This is a genomic window from Aliidiomarina sedimenti (assembly GCF_003986955.1).
GTDB lineage: Bacteria > Pseudomonadota > Gammaproteobacteria > Enterobacterales > Alteromonadaceae > Aliidiomarina > Aliidiomarina sedimenti.
Genome location: NZ_PIPN01000003.1, coordinates 166,392 through 190,831, shown reverse-complemented (window position 1 = coordinate 190,831; position 24,440 = coordinate 166,392). Strand labels below are relative to the sequence as shown.

The following is a 24,440-nucleotide window of genomic DNA, read 5'->3' as shown; positions in this document are numbered from 1 at the left end:
CACCTCGTTATTTTTTATGGGCTCAGCTAATTAGCCGTTACCGTTTGTAATCTGAATAACATCTTTAAAGTCGATGCGTCCGATGGATTCCAGGTTTAGTACGATTCCACGTTGACCACCTGTACTTACACTTTCAACATTGGCATAGGTCAGCGCCATAAGGTCTTCACTGCTACCACCGACCCGGCCATTGGCGGCAATTTTGTAATCGCCAGCCGGCACAGCTTCGCCGCTATCGTCTAAACCATCCCAGCTATAACGGTGTTGACCCGCTGGTAAGGTTCCCATATCGATAGTACGAACAACCTGACCGGCTTCATTCTCGATACGCAACGTTGTATTCTGAGTCGTTTGTTCGGTAGCAACCATGCCCTCTACCGGCTTACTGCCATCGAAGTGACCGACATCAGACGGAATCAGCACTTGCCGGCCAACCAGACTGGATGCCTGCAACGCCTGGTTCGAGGTCATGCTTTCCGCGAAGTCTTTGAATTCTTCACTCAGTCCGGTGATTCCCTCAGCCATAGTAAAACTGGTCATCTGGGCGATCATCTGGTCGTTTTCTACCGGCTTACTCGGATCCTGCATGCTTAATTGCTGGGTCAGAAGCTTAAAGAAGTCCTCCTGACCTAAGCGCGCGTCTTCCGGTTTCGCCGCCTCAGCACTCTCTTCAGGAGTCCAATACAGATCCTTTAAGGGCGAGCTATTGTTGTTTACATTGTCAACCATTCTTGGTTACCTCACCTACTGGTTCTGGCCCATGCGCAAAGTACGACTCAGCAACTGCTTCGTTGAGTCCGCGATCTGCACATTGGTCTGGTACGAACGAGAGGCCGACATCATGTTTGCCATCTCTTCCATTACATTGACATTCGGCTTGTAGATATAGCCTTCTTCATCCGCCATCGGATGATTCGGCGAGTACTCCACAATCAAAGGTGTCTCGTCTTCCACAATACCCATGACTTTAACTCCGACCGCTGAGTCTTCCTGCATCAGACTTTCTCGACCAGGTCGGCCCTGCATAGCTTGCTGCAGTTGAGTCGCAAAAACCGGATGACGGGCGCGATAGGTCTCGCCAGCCGAGCTGCTCACTGAGTTTGCGTTTGCCAGGTTACTGGCCGTGGTATTCAGACGCAGGTTCTGCGCGCTCATCGCGCTGCCTGCTACATCAAAAACATTATACAAACTCATTTTAACGGCCTCCGGTAATGGCTTTCTTCATGCCTGATATACGGTCATTCAGAAACTGTAAACTTGCCTGGTATTCCATAGAGTTTCTCATATACAAATTCCGTTCCACTTGTACATCTACAGTATTGCCATCACCTGTATCTGGTTGATCTGGAACGCGATATTGCTCGCGATTATTGGCTTGCAAGTCCAGTTCAAAATGCTTGCTATGGGTTCGGGACATACTGTAACCGGAACGACTTTGCACCCGCTGCAGCGCATCCTGGAAATTAATATCCTTTGCTTTATAGCCGGGAGTATCAGCATTCGCGATGTTACTCGCCAGCACCGTGGCACGTGCTTCTCGGGCGAGCAGCGCATGCGGGTGGATACCTAAACCTTTATCAATACCAATTGCCATAACAGCCTCGCTTATTCATTACTGCAAATACATAAGCAAGCACTGTGCCAAAGGTGGCGGCAAAGACAAACATCTGCTAAATCCCCCATTCAACGAGGGCGGGCGCGGGGCTTGAACATTGAATTGACCAATCAAAGGCCACCCAATTCAATATTCAAGCCCCGCGCCAGGGTGTGTTGAAAGACGGTTATAAAAAAAGCGGCAATTGGCTGCCGCTTAGAAAAGTTAGTTTTTACGTTGGTAGATAATACCGGGGTTACAGCGGATCATGCTGTAATCTTCGCTAAGGCCAGAAATCGATTCCGATGCACCCAGAATCAGATAACCATCCGGGTTCAGAGAGCCACGAAACTGAGCGAGAATTTTCTTTTTCACATCCGGTGAAAAGTAAATCAGCACGTTGCGGCAAAATATAATGTCAAACTTACCCAGCAATGAATAGCTATCCAGCAAGTTCAAATGGCGAAACGAGACCATCGAACTGACTTCTTTTTTCACCTGCATTTTATTATCGTCGGCAGGCTCAAAGAATCGTTTTTTGCGCTCGTCACTTAACCCACGTGCCAGCGACAAACCGTCGTAGACTGCTTCTTTCGACTGAGCCAGTACTTTGTTCGATATATCCGTCCCCACCACCTGGATGCCATGGCTTAGCGCACCAGGGTTCTTCTGCTTAAACTCCAGCAAACTCATAGCAATAGAATAGGCTTCCTGCCCACTGGACGATGCAGCCGACCATATTTTTAACGGCCGTTTTAAATTGGCAAACTCAGGAAACAGTTTCGTTTTGAGTAATTCAAACGGGTACACATCGCGAAACCACAAGGTTTCGTTGGTGGTCATTGCATCCAGCACTGCACTGCGCAATGCACGTTCACTGATCGCCATCGAACGACGCACCAGTTCTGACAATGAATCGATACTAAACTTATTCATCAGGGGACCTAGCCGGCTTTTAACCAGGTACATCTTGTTCTCGCCCAGTACAATGCCGCACTGGTGTTCGAGAAACTGTCTGAACTGGTTATAATCCGCTATATCAAGCTCGCGATCATTCACCAATGGCTATCCCTACGTTATTCATATGATTGGTCGTGTCATTCTTCATGCGTTCTTTATATCTTTTCTTTCAATTTGCATGGTGGTTCAGTGCTATGCCGACGTTTGTGCTTGCGCCGCAGGTTCATCAGTTTTCAACCATTTCTGCACCGCACCCGCCAGCTCATCCGGATGGAATTTAGCAATAAAGTCATCAGCACCGACTTTTTTTACCATCGCCTGATTAAACACACCGCTGAGCGACGTATGTAAAATGACATGCATTTTTTTCAAATCCGGGTCCGCTTTGACTTCAGCCGTTAGCGTGTAGCCATCCATCTCCGGCATTTCTATATCCGAAACCATCAGCGGTACGTGAGGCGAAATATCGCCGCCCACCTCTTTTGCTTTCGCCTTTAACCAGTCCAGCGCTTCGCGTCCGTTTTTTACCACTTCCATTTTTACGCCCAGCGAACTCAATGCTCGTTTAACCTGGTTCCGCGCCACTGTCGAGTCATCTGCGACCAAAATGGTCACGTCTTCGAGTGTTTGCGGATTACTCTGCTCACGTACGCTTTCGCTTACATCGGTACTCAATGGACTGATTTCATCAAGGATTTTTTCGACATCTAAGATCTCAACCAATTCGTTGTCAATCTCAGTCACAGCCGTCAGGTAACTGTAACGCCCCGCCCCTTTCGGTGGCGGCATCACCGCTTCCCAGTTGATATTTACAATGCGCTCGACACCTTCAACCAGGAAACCCTGCACCGTGCGGTTGTACTCGGCAATAATCACAAAACGATTATGGATATCGTCGATTGGCTTGCCACCAGTGGCCATACTAAGGTCAATAACCGACACAGCCTGGCCACGAATATGGGCTACACCACGAATAAATGCATTGCGTTTAGGCAATGCCGTAAGCCGCGGGCACTGCAAAACTTCACGAACTTTGAACACGTTGATGCCAAACCGCTGACGCCCGTGCAACTTGAACAACAATAACTCAAGACGGTTCTGACCGACCAGTTGAGTGCGTTGATTTACCGAGTCTAAAATACCTGCCATGTTGCTCTCCGTGATGTGTTGCTGTGTTTTCTTGTCTAACCCTCTACCAGGCACAGGTATTGCATGCTTTTCCAGCTAATTCCTGTTACGTCGGAAGATTGACGTACACTAGTCTAGTTATACCTTTTTTTGCCCGTGTCGCATAGTGCTGTCCAGTACATGTACGTGATGTAACACAGGCAACCTGGACAAAACATGAGGCCTTCTGCATGAAAGCTGTCACAATGCTGACGCTATTTCTGACCATCGTCGCTGTCCCCCTCAGTGCTCACAGCACCGAGGCCACTCAGTATGGCCCAGCCGAGCTGGTTACCCTGGCCGAAGACCACGTCAAGTCATTGATCGCGCGTGAATCCAGCGATGACCGAATTGAAGTCAGCGCCGGCTCACTCGACCCACGTATGGGTATCCGCACCTGCCAGCAACCCATTGACGTCAACCTGGCCAACAACGCAACCCTCGACCGCCAGACCACCGTATTAATTCAGTGCCATGATTACGAAGGCTGGCGGCTGTTTATTCCAGTACGTATTCAGCAAATGCGCGCCATTGTAGTAGCCGCGCGCCCGCTGTCTCCTGGGGATGTTATCGGCCGTAGTGACGTAAAATTTAACCACGTCGACATTCACCAGTTACGCGACTCAGCACACACCAATATCGACGAGTTACTCGGCGCGCAAATAAAACGCCGAATTGGTACCAACCAGGCAATCCAGGCGCGTCATACCTGCTTTGTTTGCCGCGGTCAGAATGTTACAATCATCTCCGGTTCCAATGGGCTGGAAGTTCGCGCAACCGGGGTTGCCCGCAGCGATGGCCTGATGGGTGACCGCATCACCGTGCGCAATAGCCGCTCCAACCGGGACGTCCAGGCAGTGGTTTCAGGCAGCAATGAAGTACGTGTCGTTTTTTAAACAAATTCGACTAAAGTTTATTACTGCAACGCCGATAAGGTTGGCGTAGGTTAGATATTACTAGGGGCAAATTATGGCTATCAATAACGTAAACTCGAGTGTCAACAACACTCAACTGAACACTAAATTTGAACAACAATCACGTCCGGCAGAAGCCCAGACTACTCAGTCTGCACCTCGTCAGGACGCGGTTTCGCTGACACCGCAAGCGCAACAGCTCGCGCAGTTGCAGCGCCGTGCAGAAAACAACTCTGGCGTTGATGAAGCCAAAGTCGAGCGTATTAAACAAGCGCTGGCCAATGGCGACTATTCAATTGACGCTGAGCGTCTCGCTGCCAACATTGCCAGTTTTGAAGCTGACATGTTCGGTAACGGAGAATAAGGCCCTTACCCATGGCTGCCTTGCTTGCTGATCTATTAGAACAGCAGATTGCGCAATTGACGCAACTGGTGGAACTACAGGCGAGCGAGAAACAACTGCTAGTCCAGCGCGCTGCCCCTGCGCTGGAAACTTTGACCGATCAAAAAGAGGCATTGCTCGACCAGATCCAAACCCTGGACGAGCAAATCGCCGAGCATCCGCAAAAAGAAATCATCTCCACCCATCCGCAACTGCGCGACAAGCGCAAACAAATTATCCAGCTGATGGAATCCTGCCAGACCAATAACGAAGTCAACGGCCAAATCGTACGCATGACACTCGGTCGCATTCAAAACCTAAAACAAAGCATTCAGGCTGCCTACACCGGCACCACAGTAACCTACACCAACAAAGGCAAAACCTCGACCGGCCCATCCGGCTCCAGCATCAAAGCCTAAACTCGCAGCTTAGCGGTAGCCCGGCAAAGGTTGGCTTTGCGGGGGACAAGGCATGTGTTTGCTGGGACGCCGTAAACCCATCCCTGGGGGCTCGGCTCGCGCATCCATGCGCGAGACGCCCAGCAAAGCACATCGCCTCATCCCCCGCGCCAACCTTTTCCGGGCTTCTCACTGCTTCTTACTCGATTCAGTTATGACCAATCTTTCATGGCCAGGCGGGTGTCGCTGGCTGCGCGGGTAGTAGGTGCGCAGAGTTGACCTCGTGGGCGGGTGGGGGATTCTGCTTTTGGGGGCGTTGAGCGCATGGATGCGCGAACCGAGCCTACAGGGACGTACTTGCGGCGTCCCCCAAAACAGAACCCCTGCCCGTCCGCAAAGCGGTCAGCCCTGCACACCGCGCCCGCGCAGCCAGCGGCACCCGCCCTGCGCGCCAACGCAAAAAGCCCGCGGCGCGGGCTTTTTGGTGGTGAGTGGTTACTAGTAGTAGAGTATCCGATCGACTTTGGTGGGGCGTACGGTTGCGATGTAGAGGTTGTGGACCTGTTCGAAGTCGAGGCGCAGTTCGGTGGCGTAGTAGTCGTCGCCGACTGGGTAACTGCGGACTACTTCGGCACCGCGGATAACGCCACTGATTTGGCTGCGGAACTGGTCGTCGCGAAGCATCATGTCGCTGACTTCGCTGGTTCCGCTAATGCGTACGCCTTGCACTTGCTCAACCAGTTCACGGTACGCTTCAAGGCGCGATGCACGCATTGCCTGCAGCACTCGCTCCTGCTCTGTCCCACCATTTTGCTTGGCAATGGGGGCGTAGCCAACAGCGGTTAGCTCCGGGAATGACTCTGGGGTTACTGTGGTGTATTCGACATGCCGGTCCATACTGCTGCAGGCAGACAATAAGCCAATACTGGCGGCAATAATAAGGTTGCGTAACATGCTCGACTCCTTGATCTAGTGTATTGTTACTAGCGTTTATTCTCTATCGGCACAAAAGCTGCATAGTTGAGTACAAATTTCGTGAGGAAAGACCCATGCAGAAAGTTTTCTTATTCAGTGCCCTGCTCACTTTACTTAGCCTGGCCTTACCGGCCCAGGCTGAATGGTACGAGAGTACCGGTAGTGCGCCGATTGTAAACAATGACGTTAAAACGGCACGTTCTGAGGCCGTGACCAGTGCGCTGCGGCAAAGCCTTGATTTTTCAGGCGGTCGGGTCGCCAGTGTCGAGCAGGTCGTGGATGGTGTGCTGACCGGCGACTTTTTTGAATGGAGTGCTGAAGGCTCAATTGAGCAGGCAGAGATTGTCCGCGAACGGATACGTGATAACCGCATTGAGGTCACCATCCGCGCCAATATCCGTCAGGACGAAGAACATTGCCCGGCAGCAAGTTTCCGCAAAGGGGTGTCGATTGTACCATTTGAACTGGCGCGGGCTGAACAGGCGCGCCATGGTGCATTATGGGATCTTGAACGCGCGGCCTCACAACGTTTCGCAGAAATGCTGGCACAGCACAGCAACACCTTATTCCTGGAACACCGGATTGAGCGCAAAGTCGGCCTGACCGATATGCGTGCCGCTAACAACGATCAGGCGATGGCTGGATTTGCCCGCCGTATCGGCAAAGAAACGGATGCCCAATATGTGATGGCGGCGGTTTTTGATGACATTAGCACCGAGCAACGCGGAACCAATTACACCTTCTGGACACCTGCCGAACAGAACCGCAATATGGCGCTGACGTTGTATGTATTTGAAGCATCCAGTGGTGACTTAATTACCCGCGCCAATGTCCGTGGGCAGACAGTGTGGGACTTTGATTACAACGAAGAAGTTGACCCCTTCGGCCAGCGCTTCTGGAGCAGTGCCTATGGCAACCTGATTCAGGAACGGATGCAGGATTTGGTCTATGGTGTCGATGAACGGCTGTCCTGCGAAGAGCCTCAGGGCCAGGTCATCGCAGTGAGTGGTAACCAGGTCACCGTCAATCTGGGCGCTAATCATGGGGTCGACGAAGGACAAAACCTGCATATCTACCATCGTGGCAACTTCATTGATGATCAGGGCATTTATCGTGAACAGTGGGTGCTCAGCCCGTACCAGCTGACTGTCGCCCAGGTCGAACGTTCTTCCGCACTGACCCGTGTCGCAGATGACGAAGTCGGCAGTAACATTCAGGTCAATGACCGGGTAGTGGTGCGATAAGCACCACACTGCTTACCTCGAGTAGCGCAATAGTCCTTTCAGCGAGGTCTTTTGCGAACCGACTATCTTATAGGCCTGAGCGAGAAACAACTCGGCACAGGCCACAGCGTCACTTAAGGCATGATGTTGCCGCACTGGCGGCAATCCATAGCGTTGCCGGCACGCCGCCAGTGTCAGTTCGCCTTTCTCGAGCCAGTCCTTCTGGCGTTGCAGACGAGTCTGTTCAAGTTTTAACGTGTCCATCAGCGCCAGTGGCTTACATGCAATACCCTGCTGACTAAAAGCGCGCTGCAGAAACTGCCAGTCAAACCCGGCATGATGCGCCACCAGCACCGCCCCATCCAGGCTTTTTGCCAGCCGTTTAAGCACCTTAGCCAGGGCTTCTCCGCCCTGAATATCGTGTTCAGACAACTGGTGAATAACCGCGCTTTGGCTAAGCGGCTGGTCACTTTGAATCACCCCGTAATCCGCCGCATTCAGCGCAATCCGTGGCACCTTCAGGGGCACCCAGCCGATCGCCAGAATCCGGTGCTGCTCAGGGTCTAAACCATCGGTTTCCAGGTCCAGGGCAACATAACGGGCTTGTTGCCACGCCCCCTGAAGGCTGGCCTGCCGCTCGCGGCCATCGCTGTTAATTATATTCGACTGCATGCCCTGGCCGAGCTGGCCAAGTTTATCGAGCAGGCTAATTAGCATCGCTCAGCCACCATCTTACAGCCCTCGCCCCACTTTGAAACCAACCCCTTGCTGCGCATCTTTGATCACACTAAAAGCAGCCTTCAATTGGCGTCGCTGTAGCGTGCTTAAAGTTTCCGGGTCAATGGAGTTCACCGGCTCAGTGGAGTCACCCTGCAACCTTAACTGATGCGACAGCCGTAGCTGGGTTAAAAATTGCCAGGCTTCAAGCAGGTTCTGATTATCTTTGGCCGTGAGCAGTTTATGGCTCTGCAGCGCCTGCAACCGCGCTGGAGTCGCTGGCATGGTTAAGCCTTCGATTAATGAGTACAGGCGCACAATGTCGTTAATAACGGCAACGCCCTGGGTTTTAATATCAATGTAATCACCGCCCTTTTCACTTTTCGTGCGCAAGCGGTTAAAAAGCCCCAGGGGGACATTTAGCTCCCCAATATGACGGCCAATATTACCCAGAAAAATATCGCGCTGGGCAATTTTGCCAATGGCTTCACGGTGTCGTCGATAGAGCTGCTGGTTGCCCGCTATCATTCTGCTATCGAAGAAAATCATACTATGCATTATCGCATCGGGCGTCGGCGACTGAACCCATTTTTTAATCTGCTGCTGCCATTCCAGCGAGGTTTTGTTCCACTTCGGATTCATCGCCATCACATCACCCGGACACAAACGAATGCCGCAGTCCGCCAGACCTGTGCAGACAAATTCAGCGAGCTTATGAAAGTACTCGCGCTGCCCCTCTTTGACCCCATCGGCTAACAGCAGACCGTTGTCCTGATCCGAGCTCAGGGTTTGGTCTTCGCGTGCTTGCGAGCCAAAAGCCATCCATGCATAGGCAACGGGTGCGGCGCCATGCTCATGCTCATACAAGCGAATCAGCTTGCGTGTCATGCCATCCGTCAGTGAGGCCAGTAACCGGCCGACCATGCCAATGTCTTTGACCCGGGTGGCAAAAGTACGCAGATAATGCGGTATGTTCTGTGCTTCCTCGACCAACGCTTCGCGGCTTTGCGCTTTAAACAGCGCATTCATTAAGAACACCGGCTCGCTGCGCTGCTGCTTCATGAGGTCAGTGGTGGTGATCATTCCGACCGGCCGCTCTTCGTCATCCAACACAGGTAAGTGGTGAATATTTGCCTGGTTCATCATTGTCAGTGCATCAAATAAACTCTGCCGGGTGTAGACCGCTTCCGGCATCTGGGTCATCACGGCGGTTACCGCCACCCCGTAATCCATACCCTTGGCCACAACCCGGTTGCGGATATCACGGTCGGTGATAATCCCGCGAAGGTGTCCTTCATCCACTACCAGTAAACTTGACACTTTATTCTCACTCATTGAAATCGCTGCTTGCTGAATGCTGGTGTCACTGCCAATACTGATTAGAGGGCGTGAAATGACACTCCCTATATCGCGCTCAGTCCAGTCTGGGGTCGAATCCTCGCCACGATGCTCGACCAGTAACCGGCGCTCCTGCGCCTGCATAAAGTAGCGCTCAAAGGGTTCAGAGTAGCGGCGCAGATAGGCGAAGGTGGCTGCATCCCAGCAAAATAGGATGCCATCAGCCAGCACTTCTATTTGGTTGGTAATCGTCCGCCCACTAAGTAGTGCCGGAAAACCAAATACATCGCCCGTTTCCAGCCGTTCGATAAACTTGCCGTGCTTATCGGTCAGGTCATAGGTACCCGAACGCACCACGTATAAGGTTGGGTGTCCCTCGCGCAGTATCTCTTCGCGGTTGTGTTGATTGACATACACCGCTTCAGCATGGTCCAGAGCGTAGTCAAACCGGGCGTTATCGAGTGCATCAAAAGGCGGCGTTTGCTTTAGAAAATCCGCCATATCCTGTAAATCTAGAGCCATAAAAATAAACCCCCGAGCTTAACGCCCGGGGGTTCCATTGTTATCAGAGTGCATGACTAATCACGCTGTCTGAAGTTAGTGGCCTGTCGCCGCACCCGATCCTTTTGGATAGCGGATAGACTCGACCAATTCCTGGATTTCCGCTGGCGATTCTTTCGTGAACTTCAGCACAATATTAGCAACGATGAAGTTCAGAAGCATACCTACAGTGCCAATTCCTTCCGGCGAAATTTGCATGAACCATTCATCTGGTCCCGCCGTCGGGTTCATGAATTTGAAGTAGATAATGTATGCCAGGGTAAACACGATACCTGTCACCATACCGGCAATCGCACCCGTACTATTCATGCGCTTATGGAAGATACCCATAATAATCGCAGGGAAGAAGGATGACGCTGCCAGACCGAACGCGAAGGCGACCACCTGCGCCACGAATCCGGGAGGGTTAATACCAAAGTACGCACCGATAAGAACCGCGAAGCCTGCCGCAATACGTGCCGCCAAAAGCTCCTGCTTATCAGTAATATCTGGTTTAAAGGTCCGTTTCAGTAAGTCGTGCGAGACCGAACTGGAAATAACCAACAGTAAGCCTGCCGACGTAGACAGTGCGGCGGCTACACCACCAGCTGCTACCAGGGCTACGACCCAGTTAGGCAAGTTCGCAATTTCCGGGCTGGCCAGAACGATAATATCAGCATCGACATTGGTGTTAGCACGGTCATCGTTGGAGAAGAACATTGGCTCTTCGCCTGCGCGAGCTTCCTCACTGATCTGAATCAGTCCTGTCTGTTCCCAGTTTGAGATCCAGGTTGGTGCATTTTCATACATTACACCTTGCTGATCAGGTCCGTTGATAGTATCCAGCACGTTCACCTTAGTGATCGATGCGATGGCCGGCGCAGTGGTATAAACCACAGCAATAAATACCAGCGCCCAACCGCCAGAACGACGGGCATCACTTACTTTAGGAACGGTGAAAAAGCGAATAATAACGTGTGGTAAACCAGCTGTACCTACCATCAGTGCCAGCGTAATCGCGAACACATCCAGTGTTGCCCGTGACCCCTCGGTGTACGCGGCAAAACCTAGCTCACGTGACAAGCCGTCAAGACGTTCCAGCAGGTAAGCGCCAGAGCCGTCAGCCAGGGTTGCACCGAAACCAGTTTGCGGCAGGATATGCCCGGTCATCTGGAAGGTAATAAATACCGCAGGGACGGTATAAGCGAATGCCAGAATGCAGTACTGCGCAACCTGGGTGTAGGTAATGCCTTTCATACCACCCAGCAAGGTGTAGAAATACACCATCGCCATACCGATAAGAACACCGGCGGTGATATCAACTTCGAGGAAGCGGCTAAAGACTACACCAACACCACGCATCTGACCTGCGATGTAAGTAAAGGACACCACGATGGCACAGAATACAGCTACCGTGCGCGCCGTTTGTGAATAATAACGGTCGCCGATAAAGTCTGGCACTGTGAACTTACCAAATTTACGTAAGTACGGAGCTAAACAAAGCGCCAGCAATACGTAACCGCCGGTCCAGCCCATCAGGTAGACACTTCCGTCATACCCCATGAATGAAATCAGGCCGGCCATCGAAATGAAGGATGCAGCTGACATCCAGTCAGCAGCGGTTGCCATACCGTTCGCTACTGGTGGAACACCACCGCCTGCTACGTAGAAGTCGTTGGTTGAACCCGCGCGAGCCCAAATCGCAATTCCGATATAAAGGGCAAACGTCAGGCCAACGACGATAAAGGTTAATGTTTGAATATCCATCGATTACTCCTCGTCGACCTGGTATTTTTTATCCAGCTTGTTCATCTGCCGAATATAGATAAAAATCAGTACGATAAAGGTATAAATCGCACCCTGTTGTGCGAACCAGAAGCCCAGTTTAAAACCGAAAAACTGCACCTGGTTCAGTACGTCAACGAGGAATATGCCGAATCCGAAAGAAACCAGCGCCCAGACAAACAGTAGTTTGACCATCAGCGACAGGTTTTCTTTCCAGTAGGCTTTGGCATGATCTGCAGATTCAAATGCCATATGAACGCCCTCCAGTTAGTTGTTGTTGTGAAAGTTATACTTATTGGGTCATTAGCGACTTTATCAGTGAATGGAAAAACGGGAATTGGACTATAGTCGTAGAAAAGGGGCAGTACGACCAAGGTCGTACTGCCCCTTTTCTACGACTATCTGTTGAGAGTGCGGGGCTTGAATATTGAATTAGCTCCACCAATTCAATATTCAAGCCCCGCGCTCGCCCTCATTGAACCCAACCAAACCCACCAATTCAACGTTCAAGCCCCGCGCTCGCCCCCATTGAATCTACAACAACATCAACGCCGGTTAGCTCGCTGCACATGCTGTAGCAGAGCTTTGAGTTGTGCCGGTTTAACCGGTTTAGCGACAAACTGCAGTCCCAACTTGCGCGCTTCTTTTTTTACCTCAGGTTCACGCACCGCCGTCACCAGCGCACCCTGCAAGGGTTTACCCCATATCTGCAATAATTCAGCTGCCAGGGTCAGGCCGTCACCTTCATGGCCCAGCTGATAATCTAATAAGACACCATCCGGTTTCGGATGACACTTAGCATATTCAATGGCATCGTCAGCGCGGGTAAACAGGCTGCAGGTCGAGCCCCATTTCTCCAATAAAGCTCGCAATGCATTGAGATTCTCCGGATCGTCATCGACACAGACGAAATGCATTGCCGAAGTCTGCACCCGACTGACCGTCTGTGCTTTCTGCCGCACCACGTGGACCGCTTCGCCCATCGGTATGCGCACCGAAAAACAGCTCCCCTGGCCTAGCACCGAACGCACGCGGATCGGACAGTCCAGCTGTTTAGCCATCCGCTGCGCCACCGACAGACCAAGGCCCACACCACTGGTTGAGCCTTTGTGGTAGCGAATAAAGGCTTCAAAAATTCGTACATGCTGCTGCTCCGGAATACCTGGCCCGGTGTCCCACACATTGATTTCCACCAGCCGGCCACGTAACCGAACACCCAGCACAACCCGCCCACGCTCGGTATATTTGATCGCATTGGATAAAAAGTTTTGTACGATACGGCGCAGATAGGTGGGGTCTGTATGCACCACCACCTGTGAACGCGTGTAGGCACGGAAGTCGAGTTTACGCTGCTCCGCAAGCACCGAATATTCGGCCACTAATGGCTGTAACACCGTATCCAAATCGACGTGTTTTAATTTCGGTTGCAGGGCGCCCTGCTCCATCTTGGCGATCGCCAGCAGGGTCGACAGCAGATTCTCTGTTGAATCCAGCGCGTTATCGACTTTATTCAGCAACTGGTTATTTCTGCTATCCAGCTGACCGTGATCGATCGCTTCCAGATACAAGCGGGCTGCATTCAACGGCTGCAAAATATCGTGACTGGCCAGCGCCAGAAAACGGGTTTTACTGGCGTTAGCCGCCTCCGCTTCTGCCTTCGCGCCTTTCAGTGCTTCTTCCGTTTCACGTCGGCGTTCGATTTCTTCGGTCAGCTCGCGGTTGACCTCGCGCACCTGGCGGGCCCGGCTTTCGATCCGCGCTTCCAGGTCAATGTTGGCATCTTCTAATGCCTGCTGGGTTTCGATATGTTCAGTCACATCGGTGAAACTGGTGACAAAGCCGCCGCTTGGCAACGGATTGCCGACCATTTCGATAATACGTCCGTCACTGCGACGACGGATAAAGCGATGGGGTGAGCCCTGCTGCATGTGCCGCAGTCGTTTTTCTACCAACCCATCGATGTCTCCCGGTCCACATTCGCCCCGTTCGGCGTTGTAACGGATCATATCCGCAATCGGGCGCCCCGGTTGCACCATCCCGTCGGGGTACTCAAACAGATCCAGATAGCGTTTGTTCCAGACCACCAGGCGCAGTTCTGCATCGACTACAGATATGCCCTGCGCCAGGTTCTCCAGCGAACTGAACATAATTGACTGCTGGTTCTGCAGCGCCTGTGTGGTGTCATCGAAAAAGTGAACCACCTCCTCAATGTTCAGACGCCGGTCATTTAACGCAGCGCGCACCAGCGAACGTGCAGTTGCCGCGCCTAATACGCCGGAAATCGCGCGTTCGGTAAAGTCGATAAACTGTTCATCAGCGACCGCATTCAGTTGCAGTTCATGGCGCTGGGTGTAGTCGGTAACCAGCTGCTCCGTGCGCTCACGGCCGAGGAAGGTCTGCATCAGCATCTTCATATCGCGTCCACGTGCTCTGTGGTGACGGGTGCCCTCACTTTGGGGAGCAGACTCCCGCGGACGCACGTACGCCATTGCCTGAATCCGGTCAATCAGGCTCGGCACCGCAATCAGGCTGAACACAACATACGCAATCAGATTGGCGGCGAAGCTATACATGGCACCAAAACTAATGATCTCATCAACCCGCGTCTCACTCAGATTTGCACTGCTGACGATGGGCAGAAAAATGGTCATCAGCCACACCCCAAAGCCAACTAACAGACCGGCATAAACCCCCTGAGCATGCCCGCGTCGCCAGTACAAACCACCAAGTACGGCGGGAAGGAGCTGCAACACCACCGAAAATGCGAGTAAGCCCATACTTACCAGATCGAGCTGCGCCAACAGCAGGTGGTAACATAACCAGCCCATCAGCAGGATACTGGTAATCGCAATCCGCCGGACCAGCAACAGCTTGCGGTAAAAACGCCGCGCCTGGGGCATTCTGGTCACATCACGTTTCAGAACCAGCGGCATAATCACGTCGTTGCTGACCATAGTGCTCAGGGTCAGCGTGGCGATCACCACCATCGCCGTGGCCGCTGAGATACCACCGACATAGACAAACACTGTCAATGCATCAAAGCCCTGCGAAAGCGGCAGGCGCAAGGAATAATTGCCGCTTGCATCCGGCAACAGGGTCACCCCGGCAATCGCAATAACCGCGATAGCCAGCGAGGTCAGCATTAAATAGAGTGGAAATAGCCAGCGCGCGGTATTCAGGTGTGACAAATGCACATTATCAATCACAGTGACATGAAACTGACGTGGTAAACACAAAATAGCACCAGCGGCCATGAACAGCTGCGCCATGAACATGGGCGTCAGCGCCTGACTAAAACTCCAGCCTTCACCCAGGTTCAGGGTCTGCAACTGAGCAGTCAGACTTAATGAAGTCCCGCTACGCAGCAGATACCAGGCGACGATGGCGGACACCACCAGTGCCAACAGCTTGACCGCGGACTCAAATGCAATCGCCAGCATCATGCCGCTACGGTACTGGGTCACATCAATATGGCGGGTTCCAAACATGATCGCGAAAGCGGCCATCAGGATAGCCACGGCGAGTTCTTTTAATGAATAGGCGGCGGTCGGATCGTCGGTGCCGAGGATGGTGGTGAAACTGATCCCCACCGCTTTAAGCTGCAGTGCGATATAGGGAATAATCGACAACGCGGCAATGATAGTAACCACCAGTGCCATTTTATGCCGCTTGCCATAACGCGAGGCAATGAAGTCCGCGATGGAGGTGATATTCTGCTGCTTACTGACCGCCACCAGCTTGCGCACGATGGGCAGCGCAAATATATACAGCAGCATAGGGCCAAGCAGAATAGGCAGAAAACTCCAGCCATTGGTGGCTGCGTTATCGATGGCACCATAGTAGGTCCACGAGGTGCAATAAATGGCCAGAGACAGCGCGTATACACTCGGATGCAGACTCCAGCGGTAACCTCTGGTCTTGCGCCGATCACCCCAGACTGCAATGACAAACAGCAGCCCTATATAAGCAAGCCCTGAGGCAATCAGTATCCAGCTCATCTGCATCCTAGTGTTTTTATTGTTAGCTTACTTTAAATTGCGCTACCTCATCTTGCAAATCCGCAGCAAGGCGCGCCAGCTCCTGACTAGACGAGGCGCACTGATGCGCACCGGTCACAACCTGACGGACACTGTCAGCAACTTTATTCACATTTTCAGTAATATCATGCGCCACTGACGACTGCTCTTCAGTCGCGGTAGAAATCTGGATACCCATTTCGGTAACCTGTTGAATCGAGTCATACACGCGGGCAAATGAATCACCGGCCTGCGCCGCCAGGTTGCCACTTTCACTCGCCTGATCAGCCGACACTTGCATCGCTTCCATCGCCTCCCGGGCGCCACGTAACAACCGCTCGGTCGTTTCATGAATGGTTTGCGTGGAGGCTTTGGTATTGGCAGCCAGGGTACGGACTTCATCTGCAACTACCGCAAAACCACGGCCCTGCTCTCCGGCACGTGCCGCTTCAATGGCTGCATTGAGTGCCAGTAAATTGGTTTGCTCAGCAATATCCTGAATAACATTGACCACTTTACTGATTTCGTGAGTTCGTTCATTGAGTACCTGAAGCCGCTCGCTGGTGCCAGTGACTGCGCCTTGCAGCTGCTCCATCGAATCGATATTGCGGGTAATACTTTGCTGCCCCGCATTTGCTTCGGTCGCGCCTTTGTCCGCCGCTTCTGAAGCCGCCAGTGCGTTGCCGGCAACTTCCTGAATAGCCGCCGCCATTTCGGTGATTGCCGTCGCGATCATTGCCGTCTGCTCTTCCTGATTGTGGGCAATACCACTGACTTCATCACTGACGGTACTGAGTTCCTGGGACGCCGCTGCCAGTTGATTCGCCGCCGTCGCCATATTGCCGATGACTCTCTCAAAGTCTGTCATCATCTGGTTGAAGCTGACTGCCACCGACGACACCTCATCGTTGCCCTCAGTATCAAGACGTATCGACAGATCTTTGTTCACCGCAATCTGCTGAATGACGCTTTGCATGCTCAGAATTGGCCGAATAATACTCCGGCTTATCAGTAAGTTAAATAAAACAACCAGTCCCAGAACCAGGGCAAACACCAACAGGATCATCCGCGATAAATTTTGCGTGCTGCTGGCCAACGCCTGTTCGACCACCTCACTCAACTCCTCAAGATTGACCTCAGTTTGATGAACCGCGGCTCGCATCTCGCCCATCAATCCGCTGCGTTCATCCACACCAAGCACCTCACGTTGACTGGCATAGCGCGCAAATGCCTGTTGGTAGCGAGTCAGCAACGGCTGTGCAGACGATGATAATTGAGAATTCAGGGCATTAGCCTGCTGTTCAAATTCAGCACGTAAAGCCGGATCCGGGTTTACTATGAAACTGGTGCGCAGTGCATGCAATTGCATGATAGCAACGCGTGCTTCCGCGGATGCCGCGTTATCAAGTCGATTCGCGCTTTGTAACAGCTCCGCAGTCCTGCCGTCTTCATCGGTTAAACCGAGTGTTTCCGTGGCCGCGACGACCTTTGAAAACCCCTGCTGGTACTGACGGATATTGCGGCGAAAGGATTCTAAATGAGAACGGTCAATTTGCTGCTCTTCAAGAATATCTGCAAGCTGCTGCAGATGCGTCTGCAATGTGCTGACGTTGCTATCAAAGGTAGCCAGGTAACGCGTTTCTGCGCGCATTAAAAAGTCTTTTTCATTGCGACGCAACATCAGCATATCGGCCACAAGTCGTTCGTTGAGTCGCTGCGCTTCGCCCAGTTCCGTTTGTTGTGATGCCTGGTATTGGTTCAGGCCAAGAATAATCAACAAACCAACCACTAAAATGGCGGTATTGAGGATTAAACGATGTTTAATAGAAAGGGAGCGCATAAAAAAAACTTTTCCAACTGGTTAAAATTGGCGCAATTATAAACACTTAAAACTGTAATCTTTGTTAATTCTTTGCTGTTTTTTTAAACGCTCTAAACATCAGACACGGGTATTATCATCTGGCGGCGCCAGCTGCAGACGTTCGGCCAAAAGCACCGCCTGGGTACGGCTGTAGACGTCCAGCTTGCGAAAAATTGCGGTCATATGCGCTTTCACGGTAGCTTCAGTAATGCCAAGCTGATAGGCAATCTGTTTATTCAGCAGGCCTTCATGCACATGGTAAAGCACTCGGTATTGCTGTGGCGTTAGCGCGGCCACCTTGTCTGCCAGCTCAATGTCTTCCTGGGACAACGCCTGCATCTGCGAGCGTAAACTCTCCGGCACCCACTCATCACCTTCCAGAATAGTGCCAATGGCTTCAGCGATTTGCTGAGAGGACATCGATTTAGGAATAAAGCCAAGCGCGCCAAAGCCAATACAACGGCCAATCACCGCCGGGTCTTCGGTGCCGCTGATAATAGCTACAGGTAGCAAGGGGAAGTCTTCGCGGATCCGAATTAAACCATACAGGTCACCGCTGCCCGGCATATGTAAATCGAGTAGCAGCAGATCAATGTCGTCATCGTCGTTCAGCACCTCGAGGGTACTTTCAAGACTGTCAGCTTCAACAATAGAAAGGTTATCTAAATGAGTCGCGAGAGCGCCTTGCAGCGCCTCGCGAAACAAAGGATGGTCGTCCGCTATTAATAGTTTGGTCATAACGCCTCTAACCTGCGCCGTCCAAACTACTGACGGCCTTACTTATTTAGTCTGTTTTCGATTAATGACTCTACCACACTCGGATCAGCAAGCGTAGATGTATCACCCAGACTATCATGCTCGTTAGCGGCTATCTTACGCAGGATCCGGCGCATGATTTTACCCGAACGTGTTTTCGGCAATCCTGGTGAGAACTGAATATGATCCGGGGTCGCTATCGGGCTTAAATCCGTGCGCACCCATTGAATCAATTCTTTGCGCAGCTCATCAGTCGGCTCGGTTCCTTCCACCACAGTGACATAGACATAAATACCCTGCCCCTTGATATCATGCGGAAAACCGACCACGGCCGCTTCCGCCACCGCTTCATGAGCAACCAGCGCACTTTCAATCTCAGCGGTGCCCAGACGGTGTCCGGATACGTTCAACACATCATCGACCCGACCGGTAATCATGTAGTCACCGTCTTCATCGACTTTGGCACCATCCCCGGTGAAGTAATACCCTTCGTAGGTGCTGAAGTACGTCTGCACAAAGCGCTCATGGTCGCCCCACAGGGTACGCGCCTGACCTGGCCAGGAATCGGCAATCACCAGATTGCCTTCGGCCACGCCCTCAAGCTTATTGCCCTCGTTGTCCACCAGTGCAGGCTGCACGCCGAAGAATGGCGTCATCGCCGCACCCGGCTTCATATCTTTCACCGCTGGCAATGGCGTAATCATGATACCGCCCGTTTCCGTCTGCCAGAAGGTGTCCATAATCGGGCACTTGCCATTGCCGATGCAGTTGTAATACCAGTCCCAGGCTTCCGGATTAATCGGTTCACCGACCGAGCCAAGAATGCGCAAACTGTCACGACTACTGCCCCGCGCCGCTGCGTCACCTTTCGCCATCAACGCGCGGATCGCAGTGGGTGCTGTGTAGAGAATATTAACCTGGTGCTTATCGACGATCTTCGCAATCCGCGTCTCGTCAGGATAGGTAGGCACCCCTTCAAACATCAGTGTCGTTGCACCATTGGCCAACGGACCGTACACAATATAGCTGTGCCCGGTAATCCAGCCCACATCGGCGGCACACCAATAGACATCGTCCTCGCGCAGGTCAAACACATACTCATGGGTCATAGCGGCATACACCATGTAACCACCCGTCGTATGCTGCACACCTTTTGGTGTGCCGGTTGAGCCTGAGGTATAAAGAATGAACAACGGATCTTCAGCCTGCATGACTTCGGCCGGGCAGTCGCTGTCGCAATCACCAATCAGCTCATGCCACCACACGTCGAGTTCACTGTTCCAGGGCACCTCTGTTTCGGTATGTTTGAAGACCACCACACTACTAACTGATGGGCATGCATTGTCTGCAACTGCTTTATCAACATTGGTTTTCAGCGCCACACCTTTACCACCGCGACGCCCTTCGTTGGCCGTAATAACCACTTTAGCGCCACAGTCATTCACCCGATCGGCAATCGCGTTGGGCGAAAAACCAGCAAAAATCACTGAATGAATAGCCCCGAGACGGGCACAGGCGAGCATTGCATAGGCCGCTTCCGGCACCATTGGCATGTAAATAGCCACCCGGTCGCCTTTTTTAACGCCTAGCTTCTTCAAACCATTGGCAAATTTCGCGACCTGCTCGTGCAGCTCCCGGTAACTGATATGCTTCTGCTCGTCGACATCGTCACCTTCCCAGATGATGGCTGTTTTATCAGCACGCTCGGCCAGATGACGGTCCACACAGTTGTAACAGGCATTCAGGGTGCCATCGCGGAACCACTCAATTTGCACGTCATTTTTACCAAAGTGCGTATTTTTCACCTCAGTGTATGGGGTGAACCAGGTAATCCGCTTGCCGTGTTCAGCCCAAAAGGATTCTGGGTCCTGAACCGACTGGTTATACATCGCCTGGTACCTGGCAGCATCCAGGCGAGCTTCATCTTTTAGTGCAGCTGGCATTGGATAATGAGCTTGTGCCATGACTACTCCTCCGTCATTCAAATGTGGTACTAGTTGTACTCGCTAAGACCCTCAAAAACCTATTAGACCATAGTCTAGATTGACCTATAATGGCGCCTTGCCCGATGATTTACCTTCACACTCTCTCACTCTCTCTACTTAAAAAAAAGGGTTAGCAGAATGAATAAAATGAGCAACAACAACCTCGTTTCGAGCGCTGTAGCCGGCGCCCTTCTGAGTCTAGCTACCTTAGGTGTTTCGACAAGTGCCGCCGCAGACACAGACTATCGTGTTGGTGGGTATATTAAGCTGGACGTTATGACCAGCCACTTTGACGATGGTACTTTACCCAGTGGTAGTATTGGCCGTGATTTCTATATTCCCGGCCTGACCCCTGTAGGTGGTGGGGACTCCAGCACGGTTACAGATTTCCACGCACGTGAATCGCGCTTCTTCTTCGAAGCTAAGCAAACACTGTCCAATGGTGAAACCATCAGCGGCTACGTCGAGTTCGATTTCCTTGGCACCGCCGGGGGTGATAAACGTATCACCAACTCCTACAGCCCTCGCGTCCGTCATGCTTTCATTGACTATCGCAACTGGCGGGTTGGCCAGTTCTGGAGTAACTTCCAGGAGACAGCGATCATTCCTGAAGCACCGGACTTCGTTGGCGTCGCCGACGGCATCGTGTTTAACCGTCAGCCACAAATCCGCTACACCTTTGACAATGGTTTATCAGTCTCTGTTGAAGCACCGGAAACCACAGTAACGCCGTATCAGGGTGGTACCGGCCGCATCACCTCCGGCGACACTGCCATGCCCGACCTGACGGCGCGCTGGGCAACCAAGCTGGATAATGTTTATTTTAGTATCGCCGGTATCTACCGTCGCCTCGAGTTGCGTCAACAAGGCGTTGATGACACTGAGAACGCGTTCGGCGCCAGCTTAGCCATGAAATGGGACATTGGCCCACACGACATCCGTACCAGTGTGGTGCATGGTTCAGGGTTAGGCCGTTACGTCGGTATTAATGTCGCCAACGGTGCGATTATTAATGAAGACCTCAATCTTGATGCGATTGACGTCACTGGTTTCTCGTTTGCATACCGTCATGTGTGGAGCGAGAAATGGCGCACCAACCTGATTTACTCACGTGCTGACATCGACAACCAGATGGAGCTCGCAGGTCCGGTAGCCAACGACAGTACTCAGCGTTACGCAATCAACATGATGTATCAGGTCAACGAACGCCTGGTCGTCGGCGGCGAATATAGCAGCGCCAACCGTGAATTGCTTAGCGGCGCTGACGGCAACATGGACCGGGTGCAGTTTTCAGCGCAGTATTCGTTCTAAGCTGAAACCGTTTACATAGGTCCAAACCTGTTTAGCCGCCCTTCTTAGGGCGGCTTTTTTTTCCTCCTTGCTGCCACTTTTGATATAATCGCTGGTCCATACGATATGGATGGAGGTGCCTATGTACGACAACAACCGTTCTCAGGACGATAGCTTTGACAGCTTACTTGGCGATGACGTCGTTCCGTTAAAACATGACACGATAGGCGACATCCGTCAGGCGTTTACCCCAACGCTAGCCCAGCTTGAACGCCAGAAGGCCGCCGCAGCCGAAGCACAGGATCAACCCGCTGACGCCTTGAGCGAAATTATCCAACACTGGCTTGAACCGGGTGAAGTTATCAGCTGGCGTCACGACGGGGTGCAGGATGGAGTCTTCCGAAGCCTTAAGCGAGGCGACTATACGCCCAGTGCCAGCCTTAGTTTACAGCAACATAACGTGACCCAGGCGCGGCATGCTTTAGCCAATTTTATTCACGACTGTTATCAGCGTGGTGTGCGTAATGCACTCATTATTCATGGTATGAGCAAACACAGCCAACCCAAGCCTGGTTTGCTCAGAAGTCTTTGCGGACAATGGTTGCCGCAACTCGAGCCCGTCCTGGCCGCACACAGCGCCCGCCCCGAACATGGCGGATTAGGTGCAACTTATGTCATGATACGGAAAAATAACGCGGCTAAGATAGCCAACAAAGAACGTAACCGGCGCCGCTAGCAAGCACTCGCTCTCGGTTTTTATAGTTGTGATACATGGGATCAATGATGTTTAATAAAGTAATCACCAAGCCGCTGCTCAGCAGCCTCTTTATCCTCGCGGCGCTCACCACCGCCACCCCGGCTACCAGTTTTGCGCAAACGGCAGAACCTGGCGCTGAAACCCCGCGCAACCTGATCCTGGTTATCGGTGACGGCATGGGTTTCCCATACCTTAGCGCCTATCGCTACTTTAAAGACGGCCGCGGCATGACCGACCGTGCCGACATTGAACAGACTATTTTCGACCAGTATCTGGTCGGCGCTGCCTCAACCTATCCCGCTGACGAAACCCTGGTCACAGATTCCGCAGCCGGTGCGACCACCCTTGCCTCCGGCGTCAAAACCTACAACGGTGCCATCGGTGTAGATCCTGACCGGGACCCCGTTAAAAGCATGATGGCCTATGCCAATGAGCGCGATATGTTAACCGCGGCCATTGCCACCGTGCAGGTAACCCATGCCACGCCCGCCGCCTTCTTTACCCATAGCGAAAGCCGCCGCCTGGAAAATGACATTGCCGACCAGTTCGCCAGCCTCGATGACAATGGCAACTGGCGCTTTGACTTACTCCTTGGCGGCGGTGAAGACTTTTTTGTTCGCCCTGCCAGCGACGAGCATGACGCCGTTGATCACCTCGAATACTTTCGCAACAACGGCATGCGCGTCGTCACCAGCTTCGAAGAACTGGCGACCCAGCAACGCCTGCCCCTGATTGGCCTCTTTGCAGAGCGCAACCTGCCGAACGTCATCGACGATCAGACGCGCCTCAAGAACATGACCGAACAAAGCCTGCGTTTGCTTAACAATGCCGACAAGCCTTATGTACTGATGATCGAAGCCTCAATGATCGACTGGTGTGGTCATGGCAACGACATCGGTTGCGCCATGCACGAAATGGCCGAGCTCGACGAGCTACTGGAATTCCTGATCCCATACGTCGAAGAGCAAGGCGACACCGCCCTGGTGGTCACCGCTGACCATTCAACCGGCGGCCTGACCCTGGGTGCAGACGGTGCTTATCAGTTCCGCGCCGCTGAAGTACGCCGCCAGGGCCGCGCCCTGCGTAGCATGGCAATCGACCTCAACGACATGCCCTGGATCGACTGGGAAGGCTACATCGAAACCCATCTGCCATACCCGCTAAGCACCGATCAACAGCAAGCCATCGCCGACGTCGCCGAATACCAGGGCGATGATCGCCGCAACAAAATCAACGACGTCCTGCGCGACATTCTCAACTACCACACCCGCGCCGGCTGGACCACTGGTGGCCACACCGGCGAAGACGTCCCCGTTATCGCCGCCGGTCCATGGGCCGACCGCTTCCGTGGCAGTCAGGACCACACCGACATCGCCAACCAATTCATCGAGTGGATAAAAGCCCACTAATCAAAAAGCCCGCGCCGCGGGCTTTTTTCTGCCCCGTGGGAGGGCCCGGTAAAGGTTGGCTTTGTGGGGGGCGTAGGGTTGACCGCTTTGCGGAGAGGTAGGGGCTCTGTTTTGGGGGACGCCGCAAGTACATCCATGTAGGCTCGGTTCGCGCATCCATGCGCTCAACGCCCCCAAAAGCAGAATCCCCCACCCCTCCGCGCGGCCAATCCTACGCCCGGCAAGCGTCCATAGCCCACGTCGGTCTTTCTCCGTGACTCCCTTACTCCAACAAATAACACATGTTAAGCCACGAAAGACGTGGCCCAAGAAACAGTGACGTTGTTAGTTTATGGATTCGTTAAATAGCGCACAGGTGTTGAGTGGAGGGTGA

The 24,440-nt window shown here is 52.6% G+C and carries 21 protein-coding genes; 7 read left to right on the top strand and 14 right to left on the bottom strand.

The window, feature by feature from the left end; all coding sequences use genetic code 11:
• Positions 1–30: 30 nt before the first annotated feature.
• The 5 genes from CWE12_RS07875 to CWE12_RS07855 form a co-directional block, all read right to left on the bottom strand.
• The gene (locus tag CWE12_RS07875; protein WP_126789155.1) at positions 31–729 is read right to left on the bottom strand and encodes a flagellar hook assembly protein FlgD; all 699 of its coding nucleotides are present in this window, start codon (positions 727–729) and stop codon (positions 31–33) included.
• 15 nt (positions 730–744) lie between these two features.
• Positions 745–1,194 carry a flagellar basal body rod protein FlgC gene (gene flgC / locus CWE12_RS07870; protein WP_126789154.1) on the bottom strand — a complete coding sequence of 150 codons (450 nt, stop codon included), beginning with the start codon at positions 1,192–1,194 and terminating at the stop codon, positions 745–747.
• A gap of 1 nt (position 1,195) precedes the next feature.
• Positions 1,196–1,594 (bottom strand): flagellar basal body rod protein FlgB, encoded by a 399-nt coding sequence (gene flgB, locus CWE12_RS07865; RefSeq protein WP_126789153.1) that lies wholly within the window; start codon positions 1,592–1,594, stop codon positions 1,196–1,198.
• 225 nt (positions 1,595–1,819) lie between these two features.
• On the bottom strand, positions 1,820–2,653 hold the full coding sequence (locus CWE12_RS07860) for a CheR family methyltransferase (RefSeq protein WP_126789386.1): 834 nt from the start codon (positions 2,651–2,653) through the stop codon (positions 1,820–1,822).
• A gap of 93 nt (positions 2,654–2,746) precedes the next feature.
• Positions 2,747–3,703 carry a chemotaxis protein CheV gene (locus CWE12_RS07855; protein ID WP_126789152.1) on the bottom strand — a complete coding sequence of 319 codons (957 nt, stop codon included), beginning with the start codon at positions 3,701–3,703 and terminating at the stop codon, positions 2,747–2,749.
• A 209-nt stretch (positions 3,704–3,912) separates the two neighbouring features.
• On the opposite strand from CWE12_RS07855, the gene flgA reads away from it, so the two are divergent.
• From flgA to CWE12_RS07840, 3 genes are all read left to right on the top strand, one after another.
• Entirely contained in the window at positions 3,913–4,617 is a 705-nt protein-coding gene (gene flgA / locus CWE12_RS07850; RefSeq protein ID WP_126789151.1) for a flagellar basal body P-ring formation chaperone FlgA, read from the top strand.
• Between the two features lie 73 nt (positions 4,618–4,690).
• Positions 4,691–4,999, top strand: coding sequence for a flagellar biosynthesis anti-sigma factor FlgM (gene flgM / locus CWE12_RS07845; RefSeq protein WP_126789150.1), 309 nt, complete (start codon positions 4,691–4,693; stop codon positions 4,997–4,999).
• An 11-nt stretch (positions 5,000–5,010) separates the two neighbouring features.
• Positions 5,011–5,436 carry a flagella synthesis protein FlgN gene (locus tag CWE12_RS07840; RefSeq protein WP_126789149.1) on the top strand — a complete coding sequence of 142 codons (426 nt, stop codon included), beginning with the start codon at positions 5,011–5,013 and terminating at the stop codon, positions 5,434–5,436.
• Positions 5,437–5,913: 477 nt separating this feature from the next.
• Here CWE12_RS07840 and CWE12_RS07835 read toward each other — a convergent pair whose 3' ends face one another.
• Positions 5,914–6,369, bottom strand: a complete 456-nt coding sequence (locus tag CWE12_RS07835; RefSeq protein ID WP_126789148.1) for an LPP20 family lipoprotein — start codon at positions 6,367–6,369, stop codon at positions 5,914–5,916.
• A gap of 95 nt (positions 6,370–6,464) precedes the next feature.
• Between CWE12_RS07835 and CWE12_RS07830 the strand changes: the two genes are divergently transcribed.
• Positions 6,465–7,634, top strand: coding sequence for a flagella assembly protein FlgT (locus CWE12_RS07830; RefSeq protein WP_126789147.1), 1,170 nt, complete (start codon positions 6,465–6,467; stop codon positions 7,632–7,634).
• Between the two features lie 12 nt (positions 7,635–7,646).
• Here the strand turns inward: CWE12_RS07830 and CWE12_RS07825 are convergent, their stop codons facing one another.
• The 8 genes from CWE12_RS07825 to acs form a co-directional block, all read right to left on the bottom strand.
• Positions 7,647–8,330 carry a 3'-5' exonuclease gene (locus CWE12_RS07825; protein ID WP_126789146.1) on the bottom strand — a complete coding sequence of 228 codons (684 nt, stop codon included), beginning with the start codon at positions 8,328–8,330 and terminating at the stop codon, positions 7,647–7,649.
• Positions 8,331–8,345: 15 nt separating this feature from the next.
• Positions 8,346–10,190 (bottom strand): DUF294 nucleotidyltransferase-like domain-containing protein, encoded by a 1,845-nt coding sequence (locus CWE12_RS07820; RefSeq protein WP_126789145.1) that lies wholly within the window; start codon positions 10,188–10,190, stop codon positions 8,346–8,348.
• Positions 10,191–10,265: 75 nt separating this feature from the next.
• On the bottom strand, positions 10,266–11,975 hold the full coding sequence (locus tag CWE12_RS07815; protein ID WP_126789144.1) for a sodium:solute symporter family protein: 1,710 nt from the start codon (positions 11,973–11,975) through the stop codon (positions 10,266–10,268).
• A gap of 3 nt (positions 11,976–11,978) precedes the next feature.
• Positions 11,979–12,245, bottom strand: coding sequence for a DUF4212 domain-containing protein (locus CWE12_RS07810; RefSeq protein ID WP_126789143.1), 267 nt, complete (start codon positions 12,243–12,245; stop codon positions 11,979–11,981).
• A gap of 293 nt (positions 12,246–12,538) precedes the next feature.
• Positions 12,539–15,991, bottom strand: a complete 3,453-nt coding sequence (locus CWE12_RS07805; RefSeq protein ID WP_126789142.1) for a PAS domain-containing hybrid sensor histidine kinase/response regulator — start codon at positions 15,989–15,991, stop codon at positions 12,539–12,541.
• Positions 15,992–16,013: 22 nt separating this feature from the next.
• Positions 16,014–17,849 carry a methyl-accepting chemotaxis protein gene (locus CWE12_RS07800; RefSeq protein WP_126789141.1) on the bottom strand — a complete coding sequence of 612 codons (1,836 nt, stop codon included), beginning with the start codon at positions 17,847–17,849 and terminating at the stop codon, positions 16,014–16,016.
• A gap of 99 nt (positions 17,850–17,948) precedes the next feature.
• Entirely contained in the window at positions 17,949–18,608 is a 660-nt protein-coding gene (locus tag CWE12_RS07795; RefSeq protein ID WP_126789140.1) for a response regulator transcription factor, read from the bottom strand.
• Between the two features lie 38 nt (positions 18,609–18,646).
• Positions 18,647–20,590 (bottom strand): acetate--CoA ligase, encoded by a 1,944-nt coding sequence (acs, locus tag CWE12_RS07790; protein ID WP_126789139.1) that lies wholly within the window; start codon positions 20,588–20,590, stop codon positions 18,647–18,649.
• Positions 20,591–20,758: 168 nt separating this feature from the next.
• On the opposite strand from acs, the gene CWE12_RS07785 reads away from it, so the two are divergent.
• The 3 genes from CWE12_RS07785 (at position 20,759) to CWE12_RS07775 (ending at position 24,067) form a co-directional block, all read left to right on the top strand.
• Positions 20,759–21,922 carry a DcaP family trimeric outer membrane transporter gene (locus tag CWE12_RS07785; protein WP_241984166.1) on the top strand — a complete coding sequence of 388 codons (1,164 nt, stop codon included), beginning with the start codon at positions 20,759–20,761 and terminating at the stop codon, positions 21,920–21,922.
• A gap of 121 nt (positions 21,923–22,043) precedes the next feature.
• Positions 22,044–22,637, top strand: a complete 594-nt coding sequence (gene smrA / locus CWE12_RS07780; RefSeq protein ID WP_157981947.1) for a DNA endonuclease SmrA — start codon at positions 22,044–22,046, stop codon at positions 22,635–22,637.
• 47 nt (positions 22,638–22,684) lie between these two features.
• A complete protein-coding gene (locus tag CWE12_RS07775) occupies positions 22,685–24,067 on the top strand; it encodes an alkaline phosphatase (RefSeq protein ID WP_157981946.1) in 1,383 nt (460 codons plus the stop codon).
• Positions 24,068–24,440 lie beyond the last annotated feature (373 nt).